General features: G+C 49.8%; 23 protein-coding genes and 1 rRNA gene. 10 read left to right on the plus strand and 14 right to left on the minus strand.

Translation table 11 applies throughout. The features are described 5' to 3' along the window. Positions 1-356: 356 nt before the first annotated feature. The 8 genes from FJZ26_00195 (at position 357) to FJZ26_00230 (ending at position 9022) form a co-directional block, all read left to right on the plus strand. Entirely contained in the window at positions 357-584 is a 228-nt protein-coding gene (locus FJZ26_00195; protein MBM3228830.1) for a hypothetical protein, read from the plus strand. A 50-nt stretch (positions 585-634) separates the two neighbouring features. After that, positions 635-874 carry a hypothetical protein gene (locus FJZ26_00200; protein MBM3228831.1) on the plus strand — a complete coding sequence of 80 codons (240 nt, stop codon included), beginning with the start codon at positions 635-637 and terminating at the stop codon, positions 872-874. A 125-nt stretch (positions 875-999) separates the two neighbouring features. After that, positions 1000-1194: a hypothetical protein gene (locus FJZ26_00205; protein MBM3228832.1), complete on the plus strand. Its 195-nt coding sequence runs from the start codon at positions 1000-1002 to the stop codon at positions 1192-1194. A gap of 518 nt (positions 1195-1712) precedes the next feature. Next, positions 1713-4847 (plus strand): 23S ribosomal RNA (locus FJZ26_00210). Positions 4848-5153: 306 nt separating this feature from the next. Continuing rightward, positions 5154-5399 carry a hypothetical protein gene (locus FJZ26_00215; protein MBM3228833.1) on the plus strand — a complete coding sequence of 82 codons (246 nt, stop codon included), beginning with the start codon at positions 5154-5156 and terminating at the stop codon, positions 5397-5399. 96 nt (positions 5400-5495) lie between these two features. Beyond that, the gene (locus tag FJZ26_00220) at positions 5496-6497 is read left to right on the plus strand and encodes a hypothetical protein (GenBank protein MBM3228834.1); all 1002 of its coding nucleotides are present in this window, start codon (positions 5496-5498) and stop codon (positions 6495-6497) included. 50 nt (positions 6498-6547) lie between these two features. Next, on the plus strand, positions 6548-7333 hold the full coding sequence (locus tag FJZ26_00225; protein MBM3228835.1) for a hypothetical protein: 786 nt from the start codon (positions 6548-6550) through the stop codon (positions 7331-7333). 78 nt (positions 7334-7411) lie between these two features. Then, entirely contained in the window at positions 7412-9022 is a 1611-nt protein-coding gene (locus FJZ26_00230) for an ATP-binding protein (protein MBM3228836.1), read from the plus strand. Positions 9023-9028: 6 nt separating this feature from the next. On the opposite strand, the gene FJZ26_00235 is transcribed toward FJZ26_00230, so the two are convergent. The 11 genes from FJZ26_00235 to FJZ26_00285 form a co-directional block, all read right to left on the minus strand. Beyond that, complete coding sequence (locus tag FJZ26_00235; GenBank protein ID MBM3228837.1) at positions 9029-10600, minus strand: phenylalanine--tRNA ligase subunit beta; 1572 nt, start codon at positions 10598-10600, stop codon at positions 9029-9031. A 43-nt stretch (positions 10601-10643) separates the two neighbouring features. Further along, positions 10644-11972, minus strand: a complete 1329-nt coding sequence (locus tag FJZ26_00240) for a hypothetical protein (protein MBM3228838.1) — start codon at positions 11970-11972, stop codon at positions 10644-10646. A gap of 123 nt (positions 11973-12095) precedes the next feature. Beyond that, on the minus strand, positions 12096-13094 hold the full coding sequence (locus tag FJZ26_00245) for a hypothetical protein (protein MBM3228839.1): 999 nt from the start codon (positions 13092-13094) through the stop codon (positions 12096-12098). Positions 13095-13397: 303 nt separating this feature from the next. After that, positions 13398-14336 carry a signal recognition particle-docking protein FtsY gene (ftsY, locus tag FJZ26_00250; GenBank protein ID MBM3228840.1) on the minus strand — a complete coding sequence of 313 codons (939 nt, stop codon included), beginning with the start codon at positions 14334-14336 and terminating at the stop codon, positions 13398-13400. Positions 14337-15045: 709 nt separating this feature from the next. Beyond that, positions 15046-15480: a prefoldin subunit alpha gene (gene pfdA, locus FJZ26_00255; protein ID MBM3228841.1), complete on the minus strand. Its 435-nt coding sequence runs from the start codon at positions 15478-15480 to the stop codon at positions 15046-15048. 4 nt (positions 15481-15484) lie between these two features. Continuing rightward, positions 15485-15658, minus strand: a complete 174-nt coding sequence (locus tag FJZ26_00260) for a 50S ribosomal protein L18a (GenBank protein ID MBM3228842.1) — start codon at positions 15656-15658, stop codon at positions 15485-15487. Positions 15659-15729: 71 nt separating this feature from the next. Then, a complete protein-coding gene (locus FJZ26_00265; protein MBM3228843.1) occupies positions 15730-16392 on the minus strand; it encodes a translation initiation factor IF-6 in 663 nt (220 codons plus the stop codon). A gap of 56 nt (positions 16393-16448) precedes the next feature. Further along, a complete protein-coding gene (locus FJZ26_00270; GenBank protein MBM3228844.1) occupies positions 16449-16976 on the minus strand; it encodes a hypothetical protein in 528 nt (175 codons plus the stop codon). Positions 16977-17010: 34 nt separating this feature from the next. Next, entirely contained in the window at positions 17011-17172 is a 162-nt protein-coding gene (rpl39e, locus tag FJZ26_00275) for a 50S ribosomal protein L39e (GenBank protein ID MBM3228845.1), read from the minus strand. A gap of 67 nt (positions 17173-17239) precedes the next feature. After that, the gene (locus FJZ26_00280) at positions 17240-17548 is read right to left on the minus strand and encodes a hypothetical protein (GenBank protein MBM3228846.1); all 309 of its coding nucleotides are present in this window, start codon (positions 17546-17548) and stop codon (positions 17240-17242) included. 28 nt (positions 17549-17576) lie between these two features. Continuing rightward, a complete protein-coding gene (locus FJZ26_00285) occupies positions 17577-18002 on the minus strand; it encodes a 30S ribosomal protein S19e (GenBank protein ID MBM3228847.1) in 426 nt (141 codons plus the stop codon). A 269-nt stretch (positions 18003-18271) separates the two neighbouring features. Here FJZ26_00285 and FJZ26_00290 point away from each other — a divergent pair, with 269 nt between their 5' ends. Next, a complete protein-coding gene (locus FJZ26_00290) occupies positions 18272-18958 on the plus strand; it encodes a YggS family pyridoxal phosphate-dependent enzyme (GenBank protein ID MBM3228848.1) in 687 nt (228 codons plus the stop codon). Here FJZ26_00290 and FJZ26_00295 read toward each other — a convergent pair. Beyond that, entirely contained in the window at positions 18895-19389 is a 495-nt protein-coding gene (locus tag FJZ26_00295) for a hypothetical protein (GenBank protein ID MBM3228849.1), read from the minus strand. The genes FJZ26_00290 and FJZ26_00295 overlap by 64 nt on opposite strands. A gap of 129 nt (positions 19390-19518) precedes the next feature. On the opposite strand from FJZ26_00295, the gene FJZ26_00300 reads away from it, so the two are divergent. After that, complete coding sequence (locus tag FJZ26_00300) at positions 19519-20757, plus strand: argininosuccinate synthase (GenBank protein ID MBM3228850.1); 1239 nt, start codon at positions 19519-19521, stop codon at positions 20755-20757. Between the two features lie 47 nt (positions 20758-20804). Here FJZ26_00300 and FJZ26_00305 read toward each other — a convergent pair whose 3' ends face one another. Together FJZ26_00305 and FJZ26_00310 are read right to left on the minus strand one after the other, a co-directional pair. Next, positions 20805-21635 (minus strand): hypothetical protein, encoded by an 831-nt coding sequence (locus FJZ26_00305; GenBank protein MBM3228851.1) that lies wholly within the window; start codon positions 21633-21635, stop codon positions 20805-20807. Positions 21636-21718: 83 nt separating this feature from the next. Then, positions 21719-22486 (minus strand): hypothetical protein, encoded by a 768-nt coding sequence (locus FJZ26_00310; protein MBM3228852.1) that lies wholly within the window; start codon positions 22484-22486, stop codon positions 21719-21721. Between the last annotated feature and the right edge of the window lie 315 nt (positions 22487-22801).

Consider the following 22801-nt stretch of genomic DNA (forward strand, 5'->3'; position numbering starts at 1 on the left):
ATTTTTTTTAAGACCTTGCTCCCCCTTGCATCAGTTATGCCATCCAAAAATCCGATTTCAATGCGGGATGGCATAGGCTCACCAAAAAAATCAAATTGCGGGAAAAAAATAAACTGACGTGCCCATAGACCATTATGGCAGGATTGTTATAAAAGACTTTGTGAAAGACCTCGGCCTAAAGGCCCGGAATTTCTGCTGCTTTCCTTAGGGGGAGCCGACTTGGCCTCGGTGCTCCTCCCTGTCTGAAGACAGAGGCTCCAGCACCGGGGTCTTTCAGTGGGAAAAGGGAAAAACCAGCTAAGGCTGATTTGTGGGAAAAAGTATACATTTATATATATTGATGGTGCAATAAGTCTATGGCAAATGCCGCTAGTTTCAATCCAATTGACTGCCTAAAAAGAGGCACGGCCAAAGTAAGCGAAGGGCAAAAAGGCGGGGTGCGCCCTGTGATGTTGCTTGCGTGCCATGAGAAAAACGGCTGTCCCTCCAGGATATCTCAGGGTGAAAAGCCCTCGATTTGCAAGGAGGCTGTGAAGAATCCCATTCAAAGAAAGCAGCTGCAGGATGAAGGGATTGAGAATTAGGCTTGTAAGAGAGTTTATTGTTAGGTCAAGGGATAACGCGGTGCTAAACAATGAAAATAAAAGTCATGGAAACTATTTTCAGCCTGACAAGGCAGTGCGTGCCTGAGAAGAAGGCAAAGCCTGGCACTGGCTTTTTTGAGGGAAAACTTCTTTGCCTTAGGGAGGGGACAAAATGCAGGCACAGAAAAGATGAAGATGACGATGGAGGCAATGCGAAGCAGCAAGTATGCAGCCATATACAGGCGCCAGAAGTGCTTTCACGCCTTTCCAAAGAAAGCAGGGCAGACTAATACTTAGATAATAATAGATATTTCTTGTTTTTTCTTCCATCTTAGGTTATTGTTTTTTCCACCATGATTAGAAGTTGGCGCAGGCTGCAAGAGCTGCACAGAGAGGAGATTAGTTTTGAAGGCTATTGGAAAGCAGGCAGTTTGGAGTTTATTGGATTGACAAGCAGGCACGGGGCGAAATTTTTCAGCTGGCGCGGGAGGTTGGCAAGGACTTGAGCTTTGCAGACTATTGTGTGATTTACCTTGCCAGAAAAGAAGGCAGCCGTGTGCTTTGTTTTGACAGGCAGCTGGCAAGGCTTGCACAGGCAAGAGGAAACTAGAATTTTGTGTCAGCTTGCATAGGAACGTATGGATTTTGGCATGAAATCGCCGAAACATTTAAATACCCCGACTTCTAAATAATCGGCACCATTTTTGCAGTCTGAAGCGAAAACATCAGCGTTCCACGTCGTTGGAATCGCGATGGAAGGCAACCAAAACCCAGTCGTACTGGCCGAAAAACCGGGGATTTACCTCGGAACTTATGGCCTTTGCGGCAGTGAAAGTTTTCAATTGCTAAAGCTCTTGCTGCAAAAAATACGGTTGAGGCGTCCGAAAACCTTTTTGGAGCCAATAACCTGATGCCACACATCAGTTCATTCTGATTGGGCGCATGAAGGGCGTGCATGAGTAGGAAAAGATGATTTTGCAACGAGCAAAATTTAGGGTTTTCAAAAACCTAGAAAGTGTGTTCACTGACGTATAAGTGAATCAGCTTGGATATGTATAAGTGCAGGCCGCAAGGCTTGCATGTTGTTAAAGCTATTCAGTGGATGACTTGGCTTGGGTAGAAACGTTGGGCCGTGGCAAGCAGCGAAATGCTCCGGGTAGGCGCAGGCAGCCTTTGATCCGGATGGTCGCCCATGTGATTCGGAAGAATCGACTACACGCGGAGAATTAAAACATTCTAGTAACCGCAGGAAAAGAAAACAACAGTGATTCGGCCAGTAAAGGTGATTGAACGCCGAAGATTGAGCGTCCTGAATACCCTGCCGGCAACGGCGGGGAAGATGTGGGGCCTGGAACATCCGCAATTTGAGCAGAAGCAATTGGAAAGTTGCGCCATAGATGGTGATAGCCCAGTATGTAAAGGGTTGCGGAGCGAGGCAAAAGAGTAGCGCACCTCGGCAATGGTGCGTGAAAGTCGGCAGAATCAACTGCCAACTCTAAATATAACCCAAGACCGATAGCAAAGCAGTAACGCGAGTGAAAGTTGAAAAGGGCCCCTAACGGGGGGTTAAAAGAACCTGAAATTGAATAGCTACAGTTTGATGCGGCAAAAAAGCACTCCTGCAGCAAGCGACCCCGGGCAACCTGGGAAGCGAATGCGGGATATGCATTGTTGCATCTTCCTTCTCGAAGCAAGGGCCAAGGAGTTAATGGCAGTGGCAAGGCGAGAGCCGGAGCGAAAGCGATTTAGTGCGCAGTACAAGCGAGGCACACCGTGTGAAAGCGCGGGTTAGTCACTGCTTTTAGACCTGAAGCTGATGTGATTTATACGTGGGCAGGGCGAAGCCGGCCTGACGGTCGGTGGAGGCCCGCAACCGATGCTAGTATATCTGCTCGGGTGACCTACGTATAGGGGTGATAGTCCAATCGAACTCAGCAATAGCGGGTTCCCCTCGAAATGTCCCTCAGGACAGCCTCGCTGGAGGCAGGAACTAAGGTAGAGCACTGATTAGGTGAGATGGCCTCGAAAGGGGTCACCATCTTGTCAAACTCCGAATTTAGTTCCGCCGTAGAAGGCGGGAGTCGGGTTGTGCTGGGTAAGCTAGCACGCCGTTACGGGAAGAACCGGTGCCGTGGTTAAGGTCCCAAAAATCTGGTTAAGTGCGAAATGAAGGAGCTTGCAGTCTAAAACAGCTGGAAGGTAGGCTTAGAAGCAGCCATCCTTTAAACAACGCGTAATAGCGGACCAGTCTAGATTGCAGGTTCTGAAGATGGACGGGGCTAAGCCAGATACCGAAACCACGGAGTCGCCGCCTTGATTGGTGGCAATTTGGTAGGGGGGCGGGCTGGTTGGGCAGAAGCAGGGCCGAGAGGTCCTGTGGACCGACCAGTCATGAATATCTTGGTATCAGTAACAGCATATCCAGGCGAGAATCCTGGACGCCGCATAGCACACGGTTTTCTTGGCAATGTTCTTCAGCCAAGAGTAAGGCGATCCTAAGCCGCAGGTCAATCACCGTGCGGCAAAAGGGAAACCGGTTAAAATTCCGGTCCTGCATTGCTAGACGCGGCAACGCAAGGTTGATTTTTGACACTTTGGGGTAAGCGCAGTGGGGGAGACCTCATTCAACTGCAGCAAATCTGTCGAGACTCATTGTGAGGAGAAGCAGATTAACTGCAAGACAAGCCGCAAGGCTGCGCCGACTCCCCGGAGTCCGTGAAAAGAGAATCAATCCGATGCAATGCATTCGTACCTAGAACTATTACAGGTGCTGCTGGCAGAGAAAGCCAAGGCGTGGCAGGACCACTTAGGCAAGGGAACTCGGCAAGTTAGTGGTGTAACTTCGGGACAAACCATGCCTGCGATTGTGTCAAAAGCATTCGCAGGTCTCAGTAACAAGGGGAGGTCGACTGTTTATCAAAAACACAGCTCACAGCAAAGCGGGAACGCTTAGTATTGTGGGCGATGCCTGCTCACTGCTGGTACGTTAAACTCGGTTTCAACCGAGCCAAGCGCCAGTAAAGAGCGGGGGTAACTCTGACCCTCTTAAGGTAGCGTAATACCTCGCCGCTTAATTGGTGGCTTGCATGAATGGCATAACGAGCCTCCCACTGTCCCTGCCTAGGACCTGGTGAACTTACTACTTAGTGAATATGCTAAGGACTTCTAGTGGGAAACGAAGACCCCGTGGAGCTTTACTATAGCCTGCTGTTGCGATACGAGGGCTTTTGCGGAGCGTAAATGGGAGCCGTTATGTTGCAGGTTCTGGCTTGCAAATAGGCGAAATTGTAACACCATTCAAGAGTTTTTGTATTGCTTTACCTATCTCAGGGACAGCGGCAGGTGGATAGTTTGGCTGGGGCGGTACGCCCTCGATAAGGAAACAAGGGCGCCCAATGTTCAGCTTAGAGGCGTTAGAAATGCCTCGCAAAGGGTTAAAGACAAATGCTGGACTGACTGGAATCTTAAAAGCGTGGATTCCAGAGACGAAAGTCGGGCTTAACGAACCTTGGTACCTTCTTGATGAGGGTCCAAGCTGTCAGACAAGCTACCCCGGGGGTAACAGGCTCGTCGCGGGTGAGAGTACACATCGACCCCGCGGTTTGGTACATCGCTGTCGGCTTAAGTCATCCTGGAGGTGCAGGAGCCTCCAAAGGTTGGGTTGTTCATCCATTAAAGACTTACATGAGCTGGGTTCAGAACGTCAAATTACTCGCATAGGCGTTGCTAGGCCGAAAGGCCTTGAAAAATTAAATCGACTCATATCGGTGAAACCGTCGCATATTCGTGTGTAATTAATATGCACGGCAATACCGAGGGAAGGCGGAATTTATTGGCTAGGGATACTTGCAAAAAAATATCGCTAGCTGGCAAGATTTGCAAATAGATTCTTGCCCCTGTAGAGACTGAGGGCAAATGCTCAAGAGTCTTTGTTGATAACAAAGGCTAATATGTCGGTCTCCTTTGAAAGCAAGCAAAGGATGAAGGTATAGTCCATGCCATTTCGAAAGAAATGGAGTTACATGCGCGAGACAGTTCGGTAGTATCTACTAGGAGTGTTGTGGCTTGAGAGCAGGAATCCATGAGTACGAGAGGAACTTGGATTCGGAGCCTCTGGTCTACCAGTTGTGCCAACGCATTGCTGGGCAGCTACGCTCTATTTGATAAGACCTGAAAGCATCTAAGGTCGAAGCAAATCTCAAAACTAGGCCACTTTAGGGCGGTCCATAGAACATGACTTTGATAGGGCGAGGGTGTAAGCGGTTAGCTCACGCGAGCCGTTCAGCCTGTCGCTACTAAAGCCTAAACCAACATGTCCAAAGCTATTCAACTTATAGGCCAGTTGAAGCACTTTCTGGACAATTTGAAAACCAAAAAGTTTGCAATATAACGCTGCAAAATCATCTTTTCTTACTCAGGCACGCCCTGATGCCCTTTCAAAAAATCCGTATTTTTTTCTGCTTCACTTATGGTCAGGGGCTTTGTTTTTCCTAGCGGATGCGACAGAAGTTTTATTATTGTAAGCGGCAATAAGAAAACAGTAAAGATGCCTGTGGGAGGGCGCTTTGTTTGGCTTATATTGAGACACTTCTTGGCTCCTGGCAGGGGGCGCTTGCAAGCATTGGCCCAATCGTATCGCTTATATTGATTACACTTGGCGGCATTGTCTACGGTGTTGCCCAGGCGCAGCCTGCCGAAGTCAAGGGAAAATGGCAGGTAATTGCAATAGGCTTGTTTGTTGGCGGAGTGGTTGTTGGCGCCATTATCGGCGCTGCCGAAATTATCCGCGACAACTCCATGAAGCTTCTGACTTGATAGAAAACGTAAAACGTCTCACTTAATGGAAAACGGAAAAAGCCTCATTAAGGGGACAGGTCTGGTGAAAAATTGAGGGTGAGAGGCTAGAGCAGCATGGTGCAGGAGGCCATATCTCTTGCAACGGCAGCAGTTCCTCAGAATTACAACCTGGCAATAAGCGCGATAGCAATTACGATAATGGCAGGCGGAATAGCCCTTGGAGTCGGAATTGCGCTGCAAAACAGGAGGCTGAAAAATTTCGGGGTTGAGGAACTTGCACAGTCTGTCCTCAATGCCGCGCTTCTCGGCTCCATTGCCGCCCTTCTTGCGCTGCTTGGCACAGTTGGCACCGAGTTTGTTCCGCAAGGAGAATATGCCGCGTGCATGCAGAACCAGGGCGCCACGGGTGCGGCCGCATTTGCAATCTGCATAAACTGGGCCATTGCAGACGGGCTTTACAAGGCAGGGGCCACAAGCCTGCAAAGCGCGCAGATAATCGGCTATGTGGCAAAAATGATTGTCAGCGTGCCTGGGCTTTCCAACCAGCCGTTCTATTCGTCCGAGTTTTCAGCCCAGCTTCTCTCATCAATGACAGGCATTCTCTACGCATTTGCCGCCATTGCAAATTTGCATGCCGGATTCTTTGAGTTTGCGTACGGCATCGCCCTTTCAGTGGCTCTGCCTGCGGGATTTTTCCTCAGAAGTTTCCACATCACAAGAGCGCTTGGGGGGGCCCTCATTGGCTTTTCGGTTGCAATCCTGACGGTCTACGCGCTTTGCTTTGTCGCAATAGGGGGAAAACTTGCCTTGCTTGAGCAGTCCATAGGGGAGGCAGGCGGGCAGGCTGCGCAATTCAACTCAGATTTTGGCAGCGTGCTTGAGGCCGCCCCCACTGACACGGGGTTTTTTGCCACCGTGCAGCAGCTGATGGCGCAAGGGCAGCTGACAGCGCGCACTGGCCAGCTTCTTGCAGCCTTTTCGCAACTTTTGTCCCAGCTGGCCCTCTATATCATAGTTTTGCCATTGGCAGGTTTGGCTCTTTCACTTGCCTTTGGCCTGGCCATTTCACGGACACTTGGCGGGCAGATAATAACGCAGACTTACGAGTATGTTTGATGTGCGTAATTATTGGACGTGATTTGCTTGAAAGGTTTGGGTGATTGCTGATGAAAAAACTTGCAGCAAGATATGCGCCTCACGCATTGTTGACACTGGGTTTGTTTGCTTTTCTGGCATCATTGGCAAGCTCAAGTGCGCTTGCGGCAGCCATAAGCGCGCTGTGCATTTGCGCAACTTACGTTTTTTGGAAATATGGGGATGTGTTGGCGCCGCACCTGTTTGGCGCAATTGGCCTTAAGCAGGAATTTGGGCAATATGAAGTAGTGGCTGCAAGGGACGCCATAGTGAAGAAATCCGGGGATGGATATGTTGCAAGCATGTTTCTTGGCGTGCAGATGCCGCAGCTTGAGGCTGAGGGGGATGGCAAGGAAGGGCAGGATTACTCAGCAGCCCTTGAGCGCGTCATGTGCACAAGCAGAATTCCGCTTCGGTTCTCAATAGCTGCAAAGGCCCTTGATTTGGCGCAGTATGTGGATTCCATAAAGACCAGAAGGGCACAGGCGGAAGTGACAAAGGCAAGGCTTTGCGCCGAAGGAAAAGCAAGAAACGGGTTCCAGATAGCGCAGCTTGACAGGCAGCTGTCTTATTGGAACAGGCTGCTTGCAAGGCTTGGGGAGGGCGAAAGGCCTCTTCAGGTAATTTGTACCCTGATGACAAGCGCACAGGGGAACAGCTCAAGTGAGGCTTATGCAAGGGCAAAGTCAAACTCCAGGGAGGCGGCCTCGGCGATAGGAAGCGCGCTCAATGCACAGGTAAGGCAGCTTTCTGGCCAGCAGATGCTTGAGGCATTTGAGCTTGAAAGGTTTATGGCCGCAGATGCATTTGAATATTAGCTGCCGATGATTGTTTGCACCGGAAGGTTAGGTTTTGCTGGATTTGAAAGGAATTGGCTGGGGTGAAAGGTTAGATAGATGGAACTTGCACAAGAGGCATTGAGCAAAAGCGTGGCGCAGAGAATGGCAATGGCAGGCCCCAGCCTTGCGCCTGCGGGATTTGTAATCCAGCCCCCTGAAAACAGCATATATGTTGGGAAAACCAGGCTGCTCAACCAGCCGTTTTTTTGGAACCAGGAGGCGCTTGCAAACCCGCATATAGTGGTGACTGGGACAAGCGGCTCTGGCAAGTCGTATTTGGTGAAGACCCTGCTTACAAGGGCAAGCATTGTCTGGGGAACAAGCAGCATCATTTTGGACTGGTCAGGCGAGTATGCGCCTTGGGCAAGGGCAAGTGGGGGGACGGTAATTGACATTGGCGGGCAGGTTGGAATAAATATTCTTGAAAGGACAGGGGGAAGCGCTGCTTCGATGGCACAGTCGGTCCTTAGGTCTTTCAGGGTCCTCACAGGCATAAAAAACGAGTTTGTCCAGCAGCTTATCATGCAGCAGGCACTTGAGCAGGTTTACATGAAAGCAGGCTGCGGCAGGGGAAACCGGAGTGCCATGCGCTCTTTTGCAAAGGCCCCGACGCTTGCAGACTTGGGCTTGCAGCTGGGGCGCATGGAAAAAAAATGCAGGGGAAGGAGGCTTGAGCATTGCCAGTATGTCAGGCTTGTGGTAAATGAATTTGCACAAGCATTTGGTGGAAAGCGGCAGGTCGGCCTGAAACGCCTTGCAGGGCTTGCAGTGGAGAGGAACGGAATGGTGTGCCTGGATTTGCACCGCCTTGGCTCCGAGGCCCAAAAAAGCATGGCAGCACTGTGCGCTGTCCAGTACCTGCGCGACTCAATGGCCACCAACAGGCTTGAACAAGGGCAAAAAATAAGGCTTTTTATAGTTGCAGACGAGGCGTGGAAAATAGCAAAGGACGAGGAAAGCGACTTGGTTTCCATAGCCAGGGAAGGGAGAAAGTATGGATTTTCCGTAATAATTGCTACACAGAACCCGACTGACGTTGGAAAGGCCGTGCTTTCAAACGCCGGCACAAGCTTTATTTTCCGCACAGTGCTTTCAGAGCACAGGAAATACTTGTGCGATTCTTACGGTTTTCAAAAGTCCCAGGAGGCACAGATTGAAAGGCTTGGGGTTGGCGGATGTTTGATTCATCTTGCATACTCAAATCCAGCCCATGGGTGCAGCACGTTTGCCATAGGGAGAGTTGACGGGGAGCAGCCTGTTGAAAAAGTCATTTTGGGGGTCGGGAATATGAAACTGGAGCTTGAAAGGGCCGTGTTTGAGGGAAAGCTTTTGGAGGCTGGCTTGAGTTTTGCGCAGGTGGAGGAGCTTGTCGGCAGGGCGGCCCAAAACGCATTTCACATAGGGGCTGATGCCCTTGTGGTTGAGCTTGAAAAGGCCGGGCTGCATAAAAGTTCGGCGATTAGTGTAATGATGGGGCTTGGATTTGACGAGTCGCATGTGGCAAAGGCATTTGCGTTTGCAGAGGCAAAAAAGCTTGGGAGGCTTGGAAGCATTACGCAGCTTGTGCCGCATGAAAAGGATGGCGGCAGTAATTATGGCAGGGCGGCGGAAGGAAAGTCCTCCGAAAAACATGGTGGAAAAAAGAAGCTTGGGAGGCTTGAAAAATAGCGGAGTCTAGCCAAGGCAGGACAGGTCAAGCTCAAAGGCTGCAACAGGCTGCTCAATGCCAAAGTTGTGAAGGGCCTGCGGATGGATTTCACCAAAAATCCCAATCCGCTTCCCATTTGCAACGATGCCTGCGCACCTGCCTTCAATATATGCTGGAGAGGATTCCGGCCTTGCCTCAAAACTTACCCCAAGCTCGAAAAAAAGCGTCTTTAGAACTGATTTTGCCTCTGAAAACGATACCTTATGGTGTGCTATTGCCCCGCAAAGCACGTCTTTTGTCCTTGTCCCGTCCCAGACAGGGCCGACTTCGTAGAGTTTCTGCGGCATTGCACTGTCCTTGCTTTTGCCAAGTATCTCAAGCAGGTTTGGGACAATGGTGGAGCGGACAAATGCAAAATCTTCCGTAAGCTTGTTTTTGATTTCAAGGCCTGCGGCAGTTTGAAATCCTGCAGCCTTGTGCTTCTGGGAGCTTGTGAGAATCCAGCTGCTGCACTCTAACAGGCCCATGCCGCAAAGCACTTGGTGCACGTTTGGGGTGGAAATTTTCTTGCCCTCCGAGAAAAAGTCCGGAAGGGTTTTTGGGAAATTGTTCAGGCCATGCGCTATGGCAATGTCCTCAACAATGTCAATCTGGTGCATCACATCTGCCCTGTAAGGCGGCACTGCCACCAGGCTGCCTGAAAGCCCGTGCCCCATCATTGAGAGATATTTTTTTCTCTTTTGCGCAACAAGTGCAAGGCCAAGAAGCGACTTTACAAGTTTTTGCGGGTATTTGAGCCTCTGGCCTGAAAATTCCGGGAACGCGTCCTTGCCCACCTTGACTTGGAAAACCTTGCCGCCTCGGTCTGCAAAGGCACATGCAATTATGTTCATGATGCTGCTTACCGATTGCCTGTTTGTGCCTGTCACATCAAGTATGACATTCCGGGTCTTTTCAGTCACCCTGGTAAGCTCGCCATTTATGATTGGGGGAAAGGAGAGCACCTGGCCTTTTGAATCCACTATTAGGGGGCATTCGCCTGGCACAAGATGGGCATAGGCGATTCCCTTTTCGTGATGCCTGAGGATTTGGCTTGGTGTCATAATGTTCTCTTTGTCAAGCGGGACAAAGCCGGCCCAGTCACGGCTTACTGCCTTGTATGTGAGCGGGAAGGCGATTTTTGAGGCGTCGTGGATACCGATTGCCACCTTGCGCCTTTTTCTCCCCATGGTGTCATGCAGCTTTTCCTGCAGGTTTATCAATGAGGCGAGGAACCGCGGCGTGATTTCAACATCCTTGACAACGGCGACTGCGATAAAAGGCCGGATGTTTTGGACAGACGGGTCGACCAGGACCTTGAAACCTGATTTGTAGGCAGCGTAGGCTGGGTTTTTGCAATGCACAAATGCCCTGATTGCCCTGCCAACCCCCTCCACGCAAAGCATGTCTGGCCTGTTGGGAGTTATTTCAAGGTCAATCTCTCCTCCCTCGATTCGCTCGACAGGCACGCCTATTGCCGTGAGAACCTGCTCAAGTTCCCCTTCCCCGACATTCCCGAATTTGGACAGCTCCTTGGTTGAAAGCGTTATTAGGGCCATTTTTATCAACGTATTTTGCCTGGCATTTTAGCAGGCCGAAGTCTCAGTCCGCAAAGCTTGGCCTGTTTGAATTTTTCACGGTAAAGTTTATGCCTGAGGGGATTTTGAAGATGTCGTCGGAAATGTTTGTCACGGCGATGCCCGTCCAGTAGACATCCCTTACGCCAAGTATGTCCTCAATGCTAAGGTAAATTGGCATGAAGTCTTGGCGCAGGCAGATGATGTCCATGCGCGAGTCAAGCTTCTTGAAATAATAGTTGGTGCACTCTTGGCCATTTAGCGATGAAGTTGAGTTTTCCATGTAGAAATATCCAGACTCGAGTTTGTCAAAATCATCTTGGCCGAAAAAATAGACAACGTTTGCTCCAAGGTTGAAAACTTGGCCTTGGGGGGGTTCCTGAATAGGCTGCTGCGACAATGGCACCTGGGTTGAGTTGTTTGAAAGGGCAGCCTCCTCTCGAGCCGCCTTTTCCTTTGCAAGCGAAAGGTTTTTTTCAATTTCAAGTGCCAGGGGCTTGTTTATGGCATTGTCAATCATCTTGTTTATTTCCATTGCCATCTGGCTTTTTGCAAACCTGCCGCTAAACTCTGGGTCTGTGAGCAGCATTCCAGTCTTGCTTATGGTTGCAAAGTAGTAAAGATTTCCTGTTTTTCCATCGCGGACAAACCTTATGTGGTCTCCTGGGGGTTGGTTGAAGGGCTCTGACGCAATGTTGCTTCCTTTGACCCAGAACCTCGTGCTTTGGACATTTTGGAGATAGCTAGAAGTTTCAATAAGGAAATAGGAATTGGGAAGGTCTGAAGTAAAATTCTTGATTATGGTTGTGGAGTCCTGTCTGACAAGAACTTTGGCGGTAACTGGCGGCTTGCCAGGCAAGCTAGAAGTTGAAGATGGCAGTTTTTCTGATTGTTGGGGAATTGCATTTGAAGGCTTGCCAGATGATGAAATCGTTGGCGGCAGGCCTTTTTGATTCTGCTTCTGGTCTGCGCTTGAATATTGGCTCTCATCTATGTTTGACACTGGCTTGCCAAGTTTTGTTGGGTCTGGCGGCTGGCTTGACGGCCCCCGGGCTTGCTGGTTGTATGTTTCTTGGATTTGCCCTGGCTTCTCAGACGCCTGCTGCGACTGGTTTTCAGAAAGCAGCTGCGGCCTGCTTGCCTGGCCTGGAAGCTCTGGCAGCGTTTGGTTTGTCTGGTTTTTTTTCACTGAGACTGCGCTGGAATTGTTGAATTGGGAGGATGGCTGGTTGTTTGATGTGCAGCCAAAAATAAGCAGCATGAAAAGTGCAAAAACCACAAAAACTGCGGCCAGGCGCATTCCGCGTGCAGGCTTGATAGTTGCCTGCGGGCTTATGGGGGGGGAGGGCTTCATTGTGTTGCACCGGTTCGACGGCAGGATATAGGATTGCATCTCAATTTCAGTAGGTTTCAATATATTAATTTCAACTTAATTTGCACAATAAACATTCTGCTGTTTTGAGGTTGTGCGGCCTTGCTAAGCTTTTACCTTTTTAGTTAATAAGCCTTTTTGGCTTTGCCTGGGTCTGCCTGCAGCACGGCGCGGCGGGCGCTTTTGAGACTTTGGGCCCTTGCGCATGCACACAAAGGCTGTTTTTGATTTTTTGTCAAAGTGGATTGAAAAGCTTGAGAGAAATTGGGAAAGCCTGCCCTGCTTTTTTTTCCTTTTTGCAAGTGCCGAGAAAACCTGCTCGGCAAACGCAATCCTGCCGCTTTTGCCCAGTGCCGCAAGGATTTTCTGCCTAACAAGCTGCGAATCCTCAAATTCCAGGTCTGTCAGGCCAAGCAATGCGCAAAGCGCCTCCTTGTAATCTTCAGGATGCGCCTGGAAATAGTGCAGTAAAGCCTGGGCGGTTGATATTTTTTGTATTCTTGCGCCAAACATCCCATCAATTTTTCTGGCCTCGATTTGTTTGCCTGCAAGCAGGTCCTGCTCCTGGGCAGAAGCAAAGTACTGCGCCTCGCACGTGTTTGATACGGTAAAAAAAGTCTGCTGGAGTGTTTTTGACCTGCTTGGCTGCGACGCGAGCTTGCCGACTATTGCACTTGCTTCGTGGTTGATGGCCTGGATTGACGGCTTGTGTCCCTCAAGCTTTGCCTTTTCGGCTGCTTTTTTCAGTGCAGTTTGTGAGATGTCGTTTAGCATCCAGCAAACCAGGGCTGCGGCTGCTGCGCTGTATGCAAATTTCGGAAGCTTGTCCATAGGGCTTGCAACCCGCTTTGAGCCTGTGCCTTGCACTCCAGTGACCTCTTCCTGAAGCTCCGATGAATAGGCAAGCCCCTGGCGCAAGTCGTCCAAAAACCGCTCAATGTTCTGCTTTAGGACATAGAAAATGTTGGTGTTTAGGACTGCGGCGTCCTGTATTGAGCCAAGAAGCGCCATTGGGGCAGTGAACAGCTCAATTCCGGCAAGGCTTGTTGCGGCCGCCTGCCTTGAAAAAAGCTCAAGTGGGGCAGGGCGCTGCTCTTGTTGCAAAAAGGCTCGGGTGTTAAAAGCTTGGGCGGCAGTCGCGTCTTGCTTGTGGATTTCCTGAAACTGATTTGCAGCGCCCTTTTTATTGGGGGAATGCGCAGGCACGCTGGAGCCGCAGGGTTGCTGTGGCGGGCACTGGTGACTGGCTTTGGAGACTGGATGGAGTCTGTTGGGCTGGCAGTGGGTTGTTTGGTTTTCTTGCGCCAAAGAATGTCTGTGATGCATAATTTAGTTTGGTAGAGGGCTGTTTTAATAGTTAGTGAGGTGCTTGAGCAAAACAGCGAAAAAAAGATTCGGGCATGAGTATCAGGCTGCAACAAGCTCGGAGGCTATTTCATCTGGATTGAACTTTTTCAGGTCCGAGTATGACTGGCCTGTGCCCACAAAAATCACAGGGACTCCGGTTGCCTTTGTTATGGAAATTGCGCAGCCGCCTTTTGGGTCGCAATCAAGTTTTGTCAGGATTACTGCATCAAGGCCAATTGCCTGATTGAATGCCCCGACCTGGGCCACAACCGAATTGCCTGCAAGCGACTCACCGATGTAGATTTTTGCGTCAGGGCTTGCTATCCTGACGATTTTTTTCAGCTCTGCAAGAAGGTTTGCGTTTGTGTCCTGCCTGCCTGAGCTGTCAATCAGGACCGCATCAATGCCATGGCCCTGGGCGTATTTTATTGCATCAAATGCTACTGACGCCGGGTCGGCGCCGTATTGGCTTTTGACTGCGTGTATGCCGAGCCTGCCTGCATGAACCTCAAGCTGTTCTATTGCAGCCGCCCTAAATGTGTCTGCGGCGGCAAAGACGCAGGAAAGGCCAGCTGCCTGGAAAGCCTTTGCAAGTTTTGCCATGGTAGTTGTTTTGCCAGCCCCATTTGGCCCGACAAAAAGGATTTTATATGGTTTTTTGGCACCCTTTGCAGACTCCATAAGGTCGAAGCTGCACTGAGGGGTCATTGTTTTTACAAGAACTTCCCTTATGATTGACTGTATTGAGCCGGACAGATTGGATTTTGGAAGCTTTGTGCCTATAAGGCGGCTGCGCAGGCTTGAGACAATATCCTGCGAAACTTCGTATGACACATCACCTTCAAGCAGCGAAAGCTCAAGGGAATCAAGCAGGTCTGAAACATCGCTTTCCGTTATTGTGATTTGGCTTGCAAACAAGGAAGTTATTGAGGAGACAATTCCAAGCTTTGGCTGCACTTTATGCTCCCCTGCCTGTTCCTTGAGGGCTTTTTTTGACATCCGCTCAAGCTGCTTGTCAGAAAGAGCCGAAGATGCTGATGGCTGGAATGAGTAGGGTGGCTGGATTTGTTTGGAATCTTCCTTGGGTGCGGATGTTTTGGCTTTCTGGTCTTTTGGCATTTCTGCCTTTTTGGTTTGCTGGCTTAGTTGTGCTTGTTCGACATATTGTTTTTTCTGGGCTTGGCTGGTTGGCAAAGATGCCTGTGCTTGCCGGACTTGGCTTGTTTGCCCCGGCTGTTTAGTGGTGGCTTGGGCTTTGGCATCAGAAATCGGGATTTGAGAGGAAGGGGGGTCTGGCAAAATTGGCTGTGTAGTTTCAGGCTTGCTTGGTTTTGTTTTTGGGTCTTGATTTATTTGATGGGCGGGTATTTCCAATTGGCCAGTTTTTGTTGGCAGGTCAAGCTTGGTTGCCTGATTCGGCTGCTTTAAGATAGTTGTTCGTGCTTGGTTTTGCGGCTGGTCTGGTTTTTTTTGCTGGTTTTGATTTGTTTGTGGGACGGGCGTTTCTAGCTGTTGGGTTTTATTTGGCTGGTCGGAGATTGTTGGTTGGAATGTGTTTGTTGCCTGGTTTGGTTGTGCTTGGGCAGGTGCTTGCGCTGGTGCTTGATTTTGCGGCAGAGCCTCCTGCGCCGTTTGCAGTGGTTCAGGGGGCTGCTGCTTTGATTTCTCGTCCTCCTTTTTTGTAAGAGCAGAAAGGAAGCTGGAAATCTTATTCTTTAGAAGCCCGAACATCCGCCCCACCTTCGTCCTCAATTATTCTTCTTGCTTTTGTGTCCACTTTTTCAAGGCGGGAATTTATTTCAATGAGTGCTTTGTCAAGCTGCGCCGAAAGCTGCTTGCTTGAATCTATGCGCTTTTCCAGGGTTTCAATGGCCTCGTCAATAGGCTTTTCCATAAGTATGTTGGCGCCCACGCCAACAAGAACCATCTGGGCGTTAATCTTCCCGCCTTTCACATAGACGCCGCTTCCAAGCGGGACCATGGAAACTTCGGGCTTTTCCTTAAGCGCCTTGAGGGCGTCAAGGGCCGAAAGCGCCTCGTTTACGCTTGCAGCTACCTGGGCAATTTGCTCCTGCAGCTGCTGGCCTTGCTGCCTGTAGACTTGGGCTTCATAGACAAGCTTGTTGAGTTCGGCCTCGGACATAAAATCACACCTTCTCCACTTTGGAGATGTTAATTTTGCTTCTTGGCAGCTTATGATTGGAGCCAAGGTCACATAAAGCTTTCTCTTTTGCAAGCTTCTCGCTTTGGGCCTCAAGCTCCAGCACAAACTGCTTTTCAACGCCGCTTATGGACATTGTGCCTTCAACAAAAAATTTCATGTTCACACCTCAAAACATATGTTACTGGATTCCCCTGTTCCAAATTCGCAAAGATACGTGCCATTGCACCCTCAGACAAGCCCGAGGCTTGACTCAATCCTGGCAAGTTCAAACCCAGACGTGGCCTCGCCGACAAGGGCTCCAGTCGAATTGGCAACTATTCCAAGTTTGGGAAACGGGGTGCCCATGTTGCAGGTCCCCACGCCGCCTTCCACCTTGAGCACCGAGGAAATGAACTTGAGCTCCTGCTCGCTTGACTCGTTGTGCGCCACAAACCCTTTGTTTGTGGCTGCAACGCAGCAGCCAACAGTTTCCATTCCCGCAATATCCGATTGCACCACTTCCACGCCAAGGGCGTCTGAAATACGCGAAAGGCAGGCCTTTGGAAGCAGCGGGTTTGCAACTGCGCCATAATCGTTTGCAGCTATGTTGTTGCCGCAGGCGTTCCGGTTGCACTCAAGCACGCACACATTGAGCCCCTCTTTTTTAAGTGCGGCCATTTCATTTTGCTCAATGCAGTCTGGCACCACAATGCCATTGGAATTCATTGAACAATAGAGGCCAAGCAGGCTTGAGGAACAGACGCTTGCCTCAACAAGCGTTGTGCCAAGAACCCCTAATTTTCCAGGCATCTTTTGGTGCAGGCCCCTTGGAACTAGAGTGAGCTTGTCGGAAGTGCAAAAGTAAAGGCCCACAAACTGGTTGCCTTCATAAGCGCATTTGTTGGTTGCCATCTGCCGCACTTCTTTCAATTTTTATTGTTTTGCGCCCAGGCTGCAAATGCCTTGGCTCAGGCCCTGCCCTTGCCCTGAGTGCTTTGCGCGGGGCTTTGTTTTGTGGCCTGGACAGGCTGCGTTTTTGGCGCGCTTGCCTGTGACGCCTGCTTGCCTGTTGTTGCGCTTGGCTTTTGCTGCGCAGCAGGCTTTGGGACAGGCGCAGTCCCTGCCGCAGGAGCCTTTGCCGTTGCCTCTTTTGTTTGCGCCGGCTCTTTTGCCCCTTGCGCTGCTGCCTTCTTTTCGCTTTTCTTTACGACCTTGAATTGCAAGCCCTGGGGCTTTTCCTCAACCAGGCCCGCCTTTACAACAAGGCCTTCCTTGACCGCCCGAATCTTGATTTTCCTTGGCGGCTTTTCCATTCCATGAGACCAGACAAGGCCATTTAGCTGGTTTGAGATGCGAACGTCCGAGGCCTCGGCTTTCATGTGCCTTGCCACAAAGTTCTCAAGCAGGTCCATTGCATACCGCGCGCGCCGCGTCCGTATGTGCGAATATGCCTTGCTAAGGTTCACTGTATAAATCCTTTCCAATTTGTCTGCCATAAAATCACTCCTTGCAAATGAAAACTGCCCGCGCCTAGCCGCTTATCCTAAGCTTCTGGCGCCTCCATGCCCTTCGATTCCTGTTGTGCGAAATCCTCCTGTTGGTTTTTGCTATCACAAAAATCGGTATCCGCCGATTCTGCTTTAGTGCGTGCCCAAGCCTTGCCTTTTTTTCAGGAGATTTGATTTTACCCATCGAAAACACCTGCCGAGATTTTTTGAAAACTTATTGTCCCATGAAGCCCGATTGCCCCATAAAGAGCTCATTTGTGCTTAAACTCAATTGTTGGCTCGTGCCTTGCACTCATTTTTGACAGAAGCTGTATTATCTGCCCCTCGCTTATCTTGCCCTGGAGCCGCCCCGACTGCGCTATGTATGCGATGGATGACACGAGCTGCTCATACATCTGCGCATTTGCAATCTTCACGTTCATGACGCGCTCATACGCCGCAGGCTCAAGCACGCGCTGCAAAAGCGCCTTTTTTTGCGCTTCGAGTGCAGCTTGCTGCTGCATTCTTGCATACCTTTCCTGGAGCTTCCTTGAACTTATGCCTTCGTGCTCTTGTGACATTTCAACCAGCCGTATCCATATGGGAAAATCAGGCTGCCTTGTTTTGGCCGGCAAGCTCGCGCGCTACCGAATCCAGAAGCTTTTTGCCCTTGCCTGTAATTCCCCTGCCGACCTTTTTCTTCTCGATTAGGCCAAGCTTCTCAAGCTGCTGGAAGCCGCGCCTAATGATTGAGCCTGACGCGTCCCTGTGCTTTTCAGGCTTGACGCCCCTGTTTTTGCGCCCGCCGTAGTGGGTCCTAAGGGAGTTGACGCCAACAAGCTCGTTGACATAGGCCTGGCGCAAAAGTGACGCGCAGCGGACAAAGAAAAAGTCCCCGCTTTGCGCAAGGCGCATCTTGTCTGGGCCTGACTTGACAAAGTCAATGTAAGATGGCTTTGCAATCCCAAGCTCCTTGAGTTTTTTTGCCGTCGCCTCTATTAGCATGTTTGGTTTTATGTCGTAAACTGTCACCATTTCAACACCCCTGAAATAGGATTTGCGCAATAAGGCTTTTTTGGGCATTGCACAGGCCAGCTGTAAGCCAGAATGCCTTGAATGCCTTTGCGCGCTTTTTCTATTTACTTCCAGACTGGATTCTAGATAAATAGGGTATTTATTTGCCACACCTAGGTATTTAAACATGATGCTAGGGGCCGAGGAAAAACTTCACGGCCATTTTGGCAAAAAGGCAGGCAGGAAAGTGCAGCCCAATTTATTTATTTGTCATTGGATAAACTAAATCCATGGCAGGCAACAAAAGCAGCCTTGATGCAATCCGAAGCGGGATTAATTTATTGGCTGGCAGGAGAAAGGTGACCATTGTTGCAGTGTCCAAAGGAAAAAGCCCCCAGGAGATTGGAGACCTTTACGTGCAGGGGATGCGCGATTTTGGCGAGAACAGGCTTGACGAAGCCCTTGAAAAAATGAGGCAGTGCGCGGAGCTTGGGCTTGAAGGCATTGTGTGGCATTTCATAGGCACTGTCCAGACAAACAAGGCAAGGGAAGTTGTTGAAAATTTCGACTATATCCATTCTGTTGATTCTGACAGGCTCATTGGCAAGATTTCAGGCCTTGTTGCAGGCGCGCAGAATGGAGCTGGCGCACGGAGGCACAAGCCTGGATTTTTCATCCAAGTCAACATCAGCGGCGAGGCAAGCAAACACGGTTTTAGCCCCGACAGGGCCGTAGAAGCTTGCGCCTGTGCAGCTGCGAAGGGGCTTGATTTAGTGGGGCTTATGGGAATTGCCTCGAGCACTACAGACGAAGGAAAGATAGAAAGGGAGTACGGGCTTCTTGACAGCCTGCGGCAACAGTCCCAAAAAAGGCTTGGGCGCACGCTTATGATGTCGGCAGGCATGAGCAGCGACTACAAGTCGGCCCTCAGGTGCGGCTCGGACGTGCTTAGGGTTGGACGGCTTTTGTTTGAATAGAAAAACCTTTTTTTGGCGCCGCAGGGCAAGCACAGGTAAACGACCGATTTTGTGACTGAGTCAACTGCAACCGAAGTGTTCTTCCCTTTTCCGGCAAGCGACCTTACGCAGCCGCATTTTTTGCAAAAATGGCGCCAGACGGACTTGTCAATCCTGACCCTGTGGCGCTGCTGCAGCTTCATTGCAAGCCTGAAATATTTTTTTGGAAGGTCGTATTTTTTTTCAAGCCCGTGCGGCAGTGCAGGCGGGGACTTTGCAAGCGAAAGGAGTATGGCAATCCTCTCCGACACAAGCTGCTGCAGGCCGTCTTTTTGTGATTCGCGCCTTGACATGGCAGTATATTGGAAATGAAGGTTATTAGTTATTGGGCTTTGGAAGGCGGCATTTGAGTCATTTTGAAAAGGCCCGATTAGGAAAACCGAATGTTCCAAATGCAATAGCTTGTTCCGGATATGTGGTGGCTGGCACGATGGTTTTTTATTAATAAGGAGCAAAAAACTGAGGATTATAACAGAAATTATTGGTTTATTAGGAAGAAAAAATTGGGAGGCGCATTTGTTATGGCAAAGGAAAAAGTGGTGCTTGCGTATTCAGGCGGACTGGACACGTCGTGCATATTAAAGTGGCTTGTTGACAGGGGATATGAGGTCATCGCATTTGTTGCCGACATCGGCCAGAAGGATGACTTTGAGGCAGTCAGGAAAAAGGGGCTAGCCACTGGCGCCTCAAAGGTAGTTGTGAGGGATTGCAAGCAGGAATTTGTGACTGATTTTATTTTTCCTGCAATCAGGGCAAATGCCATTTACGAGGCAAGATACCTTCTTGGAACGTCACTTGCAAGGCCGCTTATTGCAAAGCACCAGATAGCGGTTGCCATAGAAGAAGGAGCGCAGTATGTTTCTCACGGTGCCACTGGGAAGGGAAACGACCAGGTGCGCTTTGAGCTTACTTATTACTCGCTCAAGCCGGACATCAAGGTTCTTGCACCTTGGAAGATACAGGAGTTTTTGGACCAGTTCAAGGGCCGCGATGACATGATTGCTTATGCAAAAAAGCACGGGATTCCCGTGTCTGCAACCACCAAAAAACCATATTCCGAGGATGAAAACCTGATGCACATAAGCCATGAAGCAGGGATACTTGAAGACCCGGCACATGTGCCTGATGAAAGCGTCTACTCGCGCACGGTGACACCTCAAAAGGCGCCCGAAAAATCAACATGGCTGGAAGTGCACTTTAAGGACGGCACTCCTGTGAAAATGGTGAACAAGAACGATGGGACTGTAAGGACAGAGCCCCTTGAGCTTTTCACCTATGCAAACGAGGTCGGGGCTGCAAACGGGGTCGGCAGGATGGATATGGTTGAAAACCGCTTTGTCGGAATCAAGTCCCGTGGCCTTTATGAAACACCGGGGGGAACAATACTTCATGCTGCGCACAGGGACATAGAGTCCATTGCAATGGACAGGGAAGTCATGCGCCTGCGCGACATGCTCTCGCCAAAATACGCCGAAGCCGTCTACTACGGGTTTTGGTACTCGCCTGAGATGGATTTTCTCACAGCTGCGATTAACAAGTCGCAGGAGTACATAGACGGCAAGGTGACACTTGAGATATACAAGGGCAACGTGTTCACCCGGGCACGCGAGTCGCCGACAAGCCTTTACAACGAGGATTTTGGCTCAATGCACAAGGTTGGCGGCTTTGACCAGAAGGACAGCCTTGGATTTATCAAGATAAACGCGATTCGGCTGATGGCGCATCGGGCAATAATTGAAAAAGTCGGCAAGAAAAAGTAGCAAGGCAGAGTCAGCCGCGCGCTTTGGCGTGCATGCAGAGGCGGCAGCTAGCAGCCAGGCACATAAGAAAGGGATTGTTGCGGCGCAGCTTCCTGTGCTTTGGTTTTTGCCGCTTGTTCAAGCAAGCTGCCAAAGTCAAGCCTGCCATCAGTGCCAAATATCTTGATTGTTACATCACGTCCAAGGCGCACATTGACCTGGTGCTGCAGCTTTGTTGCAAACTGCCTTGCCTCCTCAAATAGCGAATCCCTTTCGCCAAAGTCGCGCTTTGCGATTTTCGCCGCAAACAGGCATTTTTCAAGTGAAAGCCCTGCATTTGCGATTGCCTGGCCAAGCAGGTTGCCATCATTGCTTTCAACTGCGGCTGCGGCCTGGGACATGGAGGCTGATTTGAGGCTTCTGGCAGCCATTAGGGCAAGCAGGATTATTTTCTCGCTTGTTGTTGCATACCAGTCAGATGAGCTGTTTGAGACGAACTTATATAGGGGTTCTTCGCCCCGCTGCTCATTTAGCCCCAGAAAGATTTTCTCATATTTGCCTGCAACTGAAAGATGGGAGTGTAATTCCAGCACCGGAAATTGGTTTGCCTGCTGCTGCGGAAGAATGCTTCGATTTACCTTTTCAAAATGAAGGAGGGTTTTTTCACAATCATCGGCGCGGCATGAAATCTGGCCTGAAAGAAAATGATTTGCGCTAAGCCGCGCCTTTGTGGCTTTTGTCTTTGAAAAACCAAGCGACAGTGCCTTGAAAAAAAAGAGCTTTGTGTTTAATCTCATGCGCTGCCTGTCAAGGCCCATAAGGCTTGTGTTGGCATTGGCTGTGATGTAGTTAAAGGCAGCGACTTTGCCTTTGTCAGGATTGCTTATTAGTGTGCTCATGCGAATGCACCTTTTTGGAATGCTTGATTGTTGCTTGCAACTGGATTTGAATTGGCTGATGCGATTGCCTTTGCGTGGTTTGCCTAGCCATAGGGGCTTGAGGCTGCTGATATGAACTGAACTTGTATGTTTGGCGGTCTTGAGGGATTGCTGGATTGAAGTTCCGCTGCCAGCGAATCGGCCCTCGTTTTAACCTCGTGCCTTTTGAAATCAAGGGATTCGATGATGCCGGACTGGTTTCCAAGATGCCTTGAATGTACTGTGATTGCAAGGCCGAAGTCCTCGTACGCTTTTTCCAGGCATACCAGGGCCTGCTGCGGCTTGCCTGCGTCCAAATATGCCTCTGCTGCCTGCTGCCTTCTTTCCCCTGCCCGTGAAATGTCGTTTGCAAGAACAATGAATGGAATGCAGTCATATGCCTGGTCGCTTTGTTTTCTTTTTTCTGCCTCCACAAGCCTTGATGCAAACCCAAGCTCTACTTCAATTGCCGCACGTTGTGCCTGAAGCGCCTCCAGAAGCGCAAGCTTTGGCGTGAGCGAATTTTGTGAATAAACCCGTGCAAGGCGGTAATTGTCAGCCGAGGAGCCATAATCAAAAGTCAAGCCGTCCTTTTCAGCCCTCAGCTCGTAGGCATGTGAAATCCTCTGTGAAATGCCTGAGAGGTTTTTTTTGAAAAACACGCCGCGGCAGACTCTGTTCCCTAGAAAATTCTGGGCTTTGAGAATATTGAGCACCCTTTTTGAGTGCTTGTTAAAGCGCTTGACAAACTCTGCTGGGATGTCATTTGCCCTCCAAGTGACAAGGCACCTTGGATTTGAGTTTTGTTGAAGCGACCTGAGAGCAGTATTCAAAATCCCACCAATCTGAAGACTTTTTTGGATTGAAATGCGCACGATTCCGGCAGTATAATTCAACTAATTCAAACATAAATTCAAACATAAATTCAAACATTAATCCTGGTTTTATATTGCATTGAAAATTCCGTTATAATTTGCCGCAATATATGAATATAAATGTTTTGTGGAGTTTTGGGCAAAAAAAATGGCGGCTTCCCGCCTGCGGCTTGCCAAAATTGCGGTTTTAGGCGCAAAGCGGCATGTTTGAGTTTCCCATGGCTTGGCATATCCGGCTTGGCAAAATACTGCTTGGCAGGACAGCGGATTGGG

The sequence above is a fragment of the Candidatus Parvarchaeota archaeon genome (assembly GCA_016866895.1).
In the GTDB taxonomy this organism is placed as follows: domain Archaea; phylum Micrarchaeota; class Micrarchaeia; order Anstonellales; family VGKX01; genus VGKX01.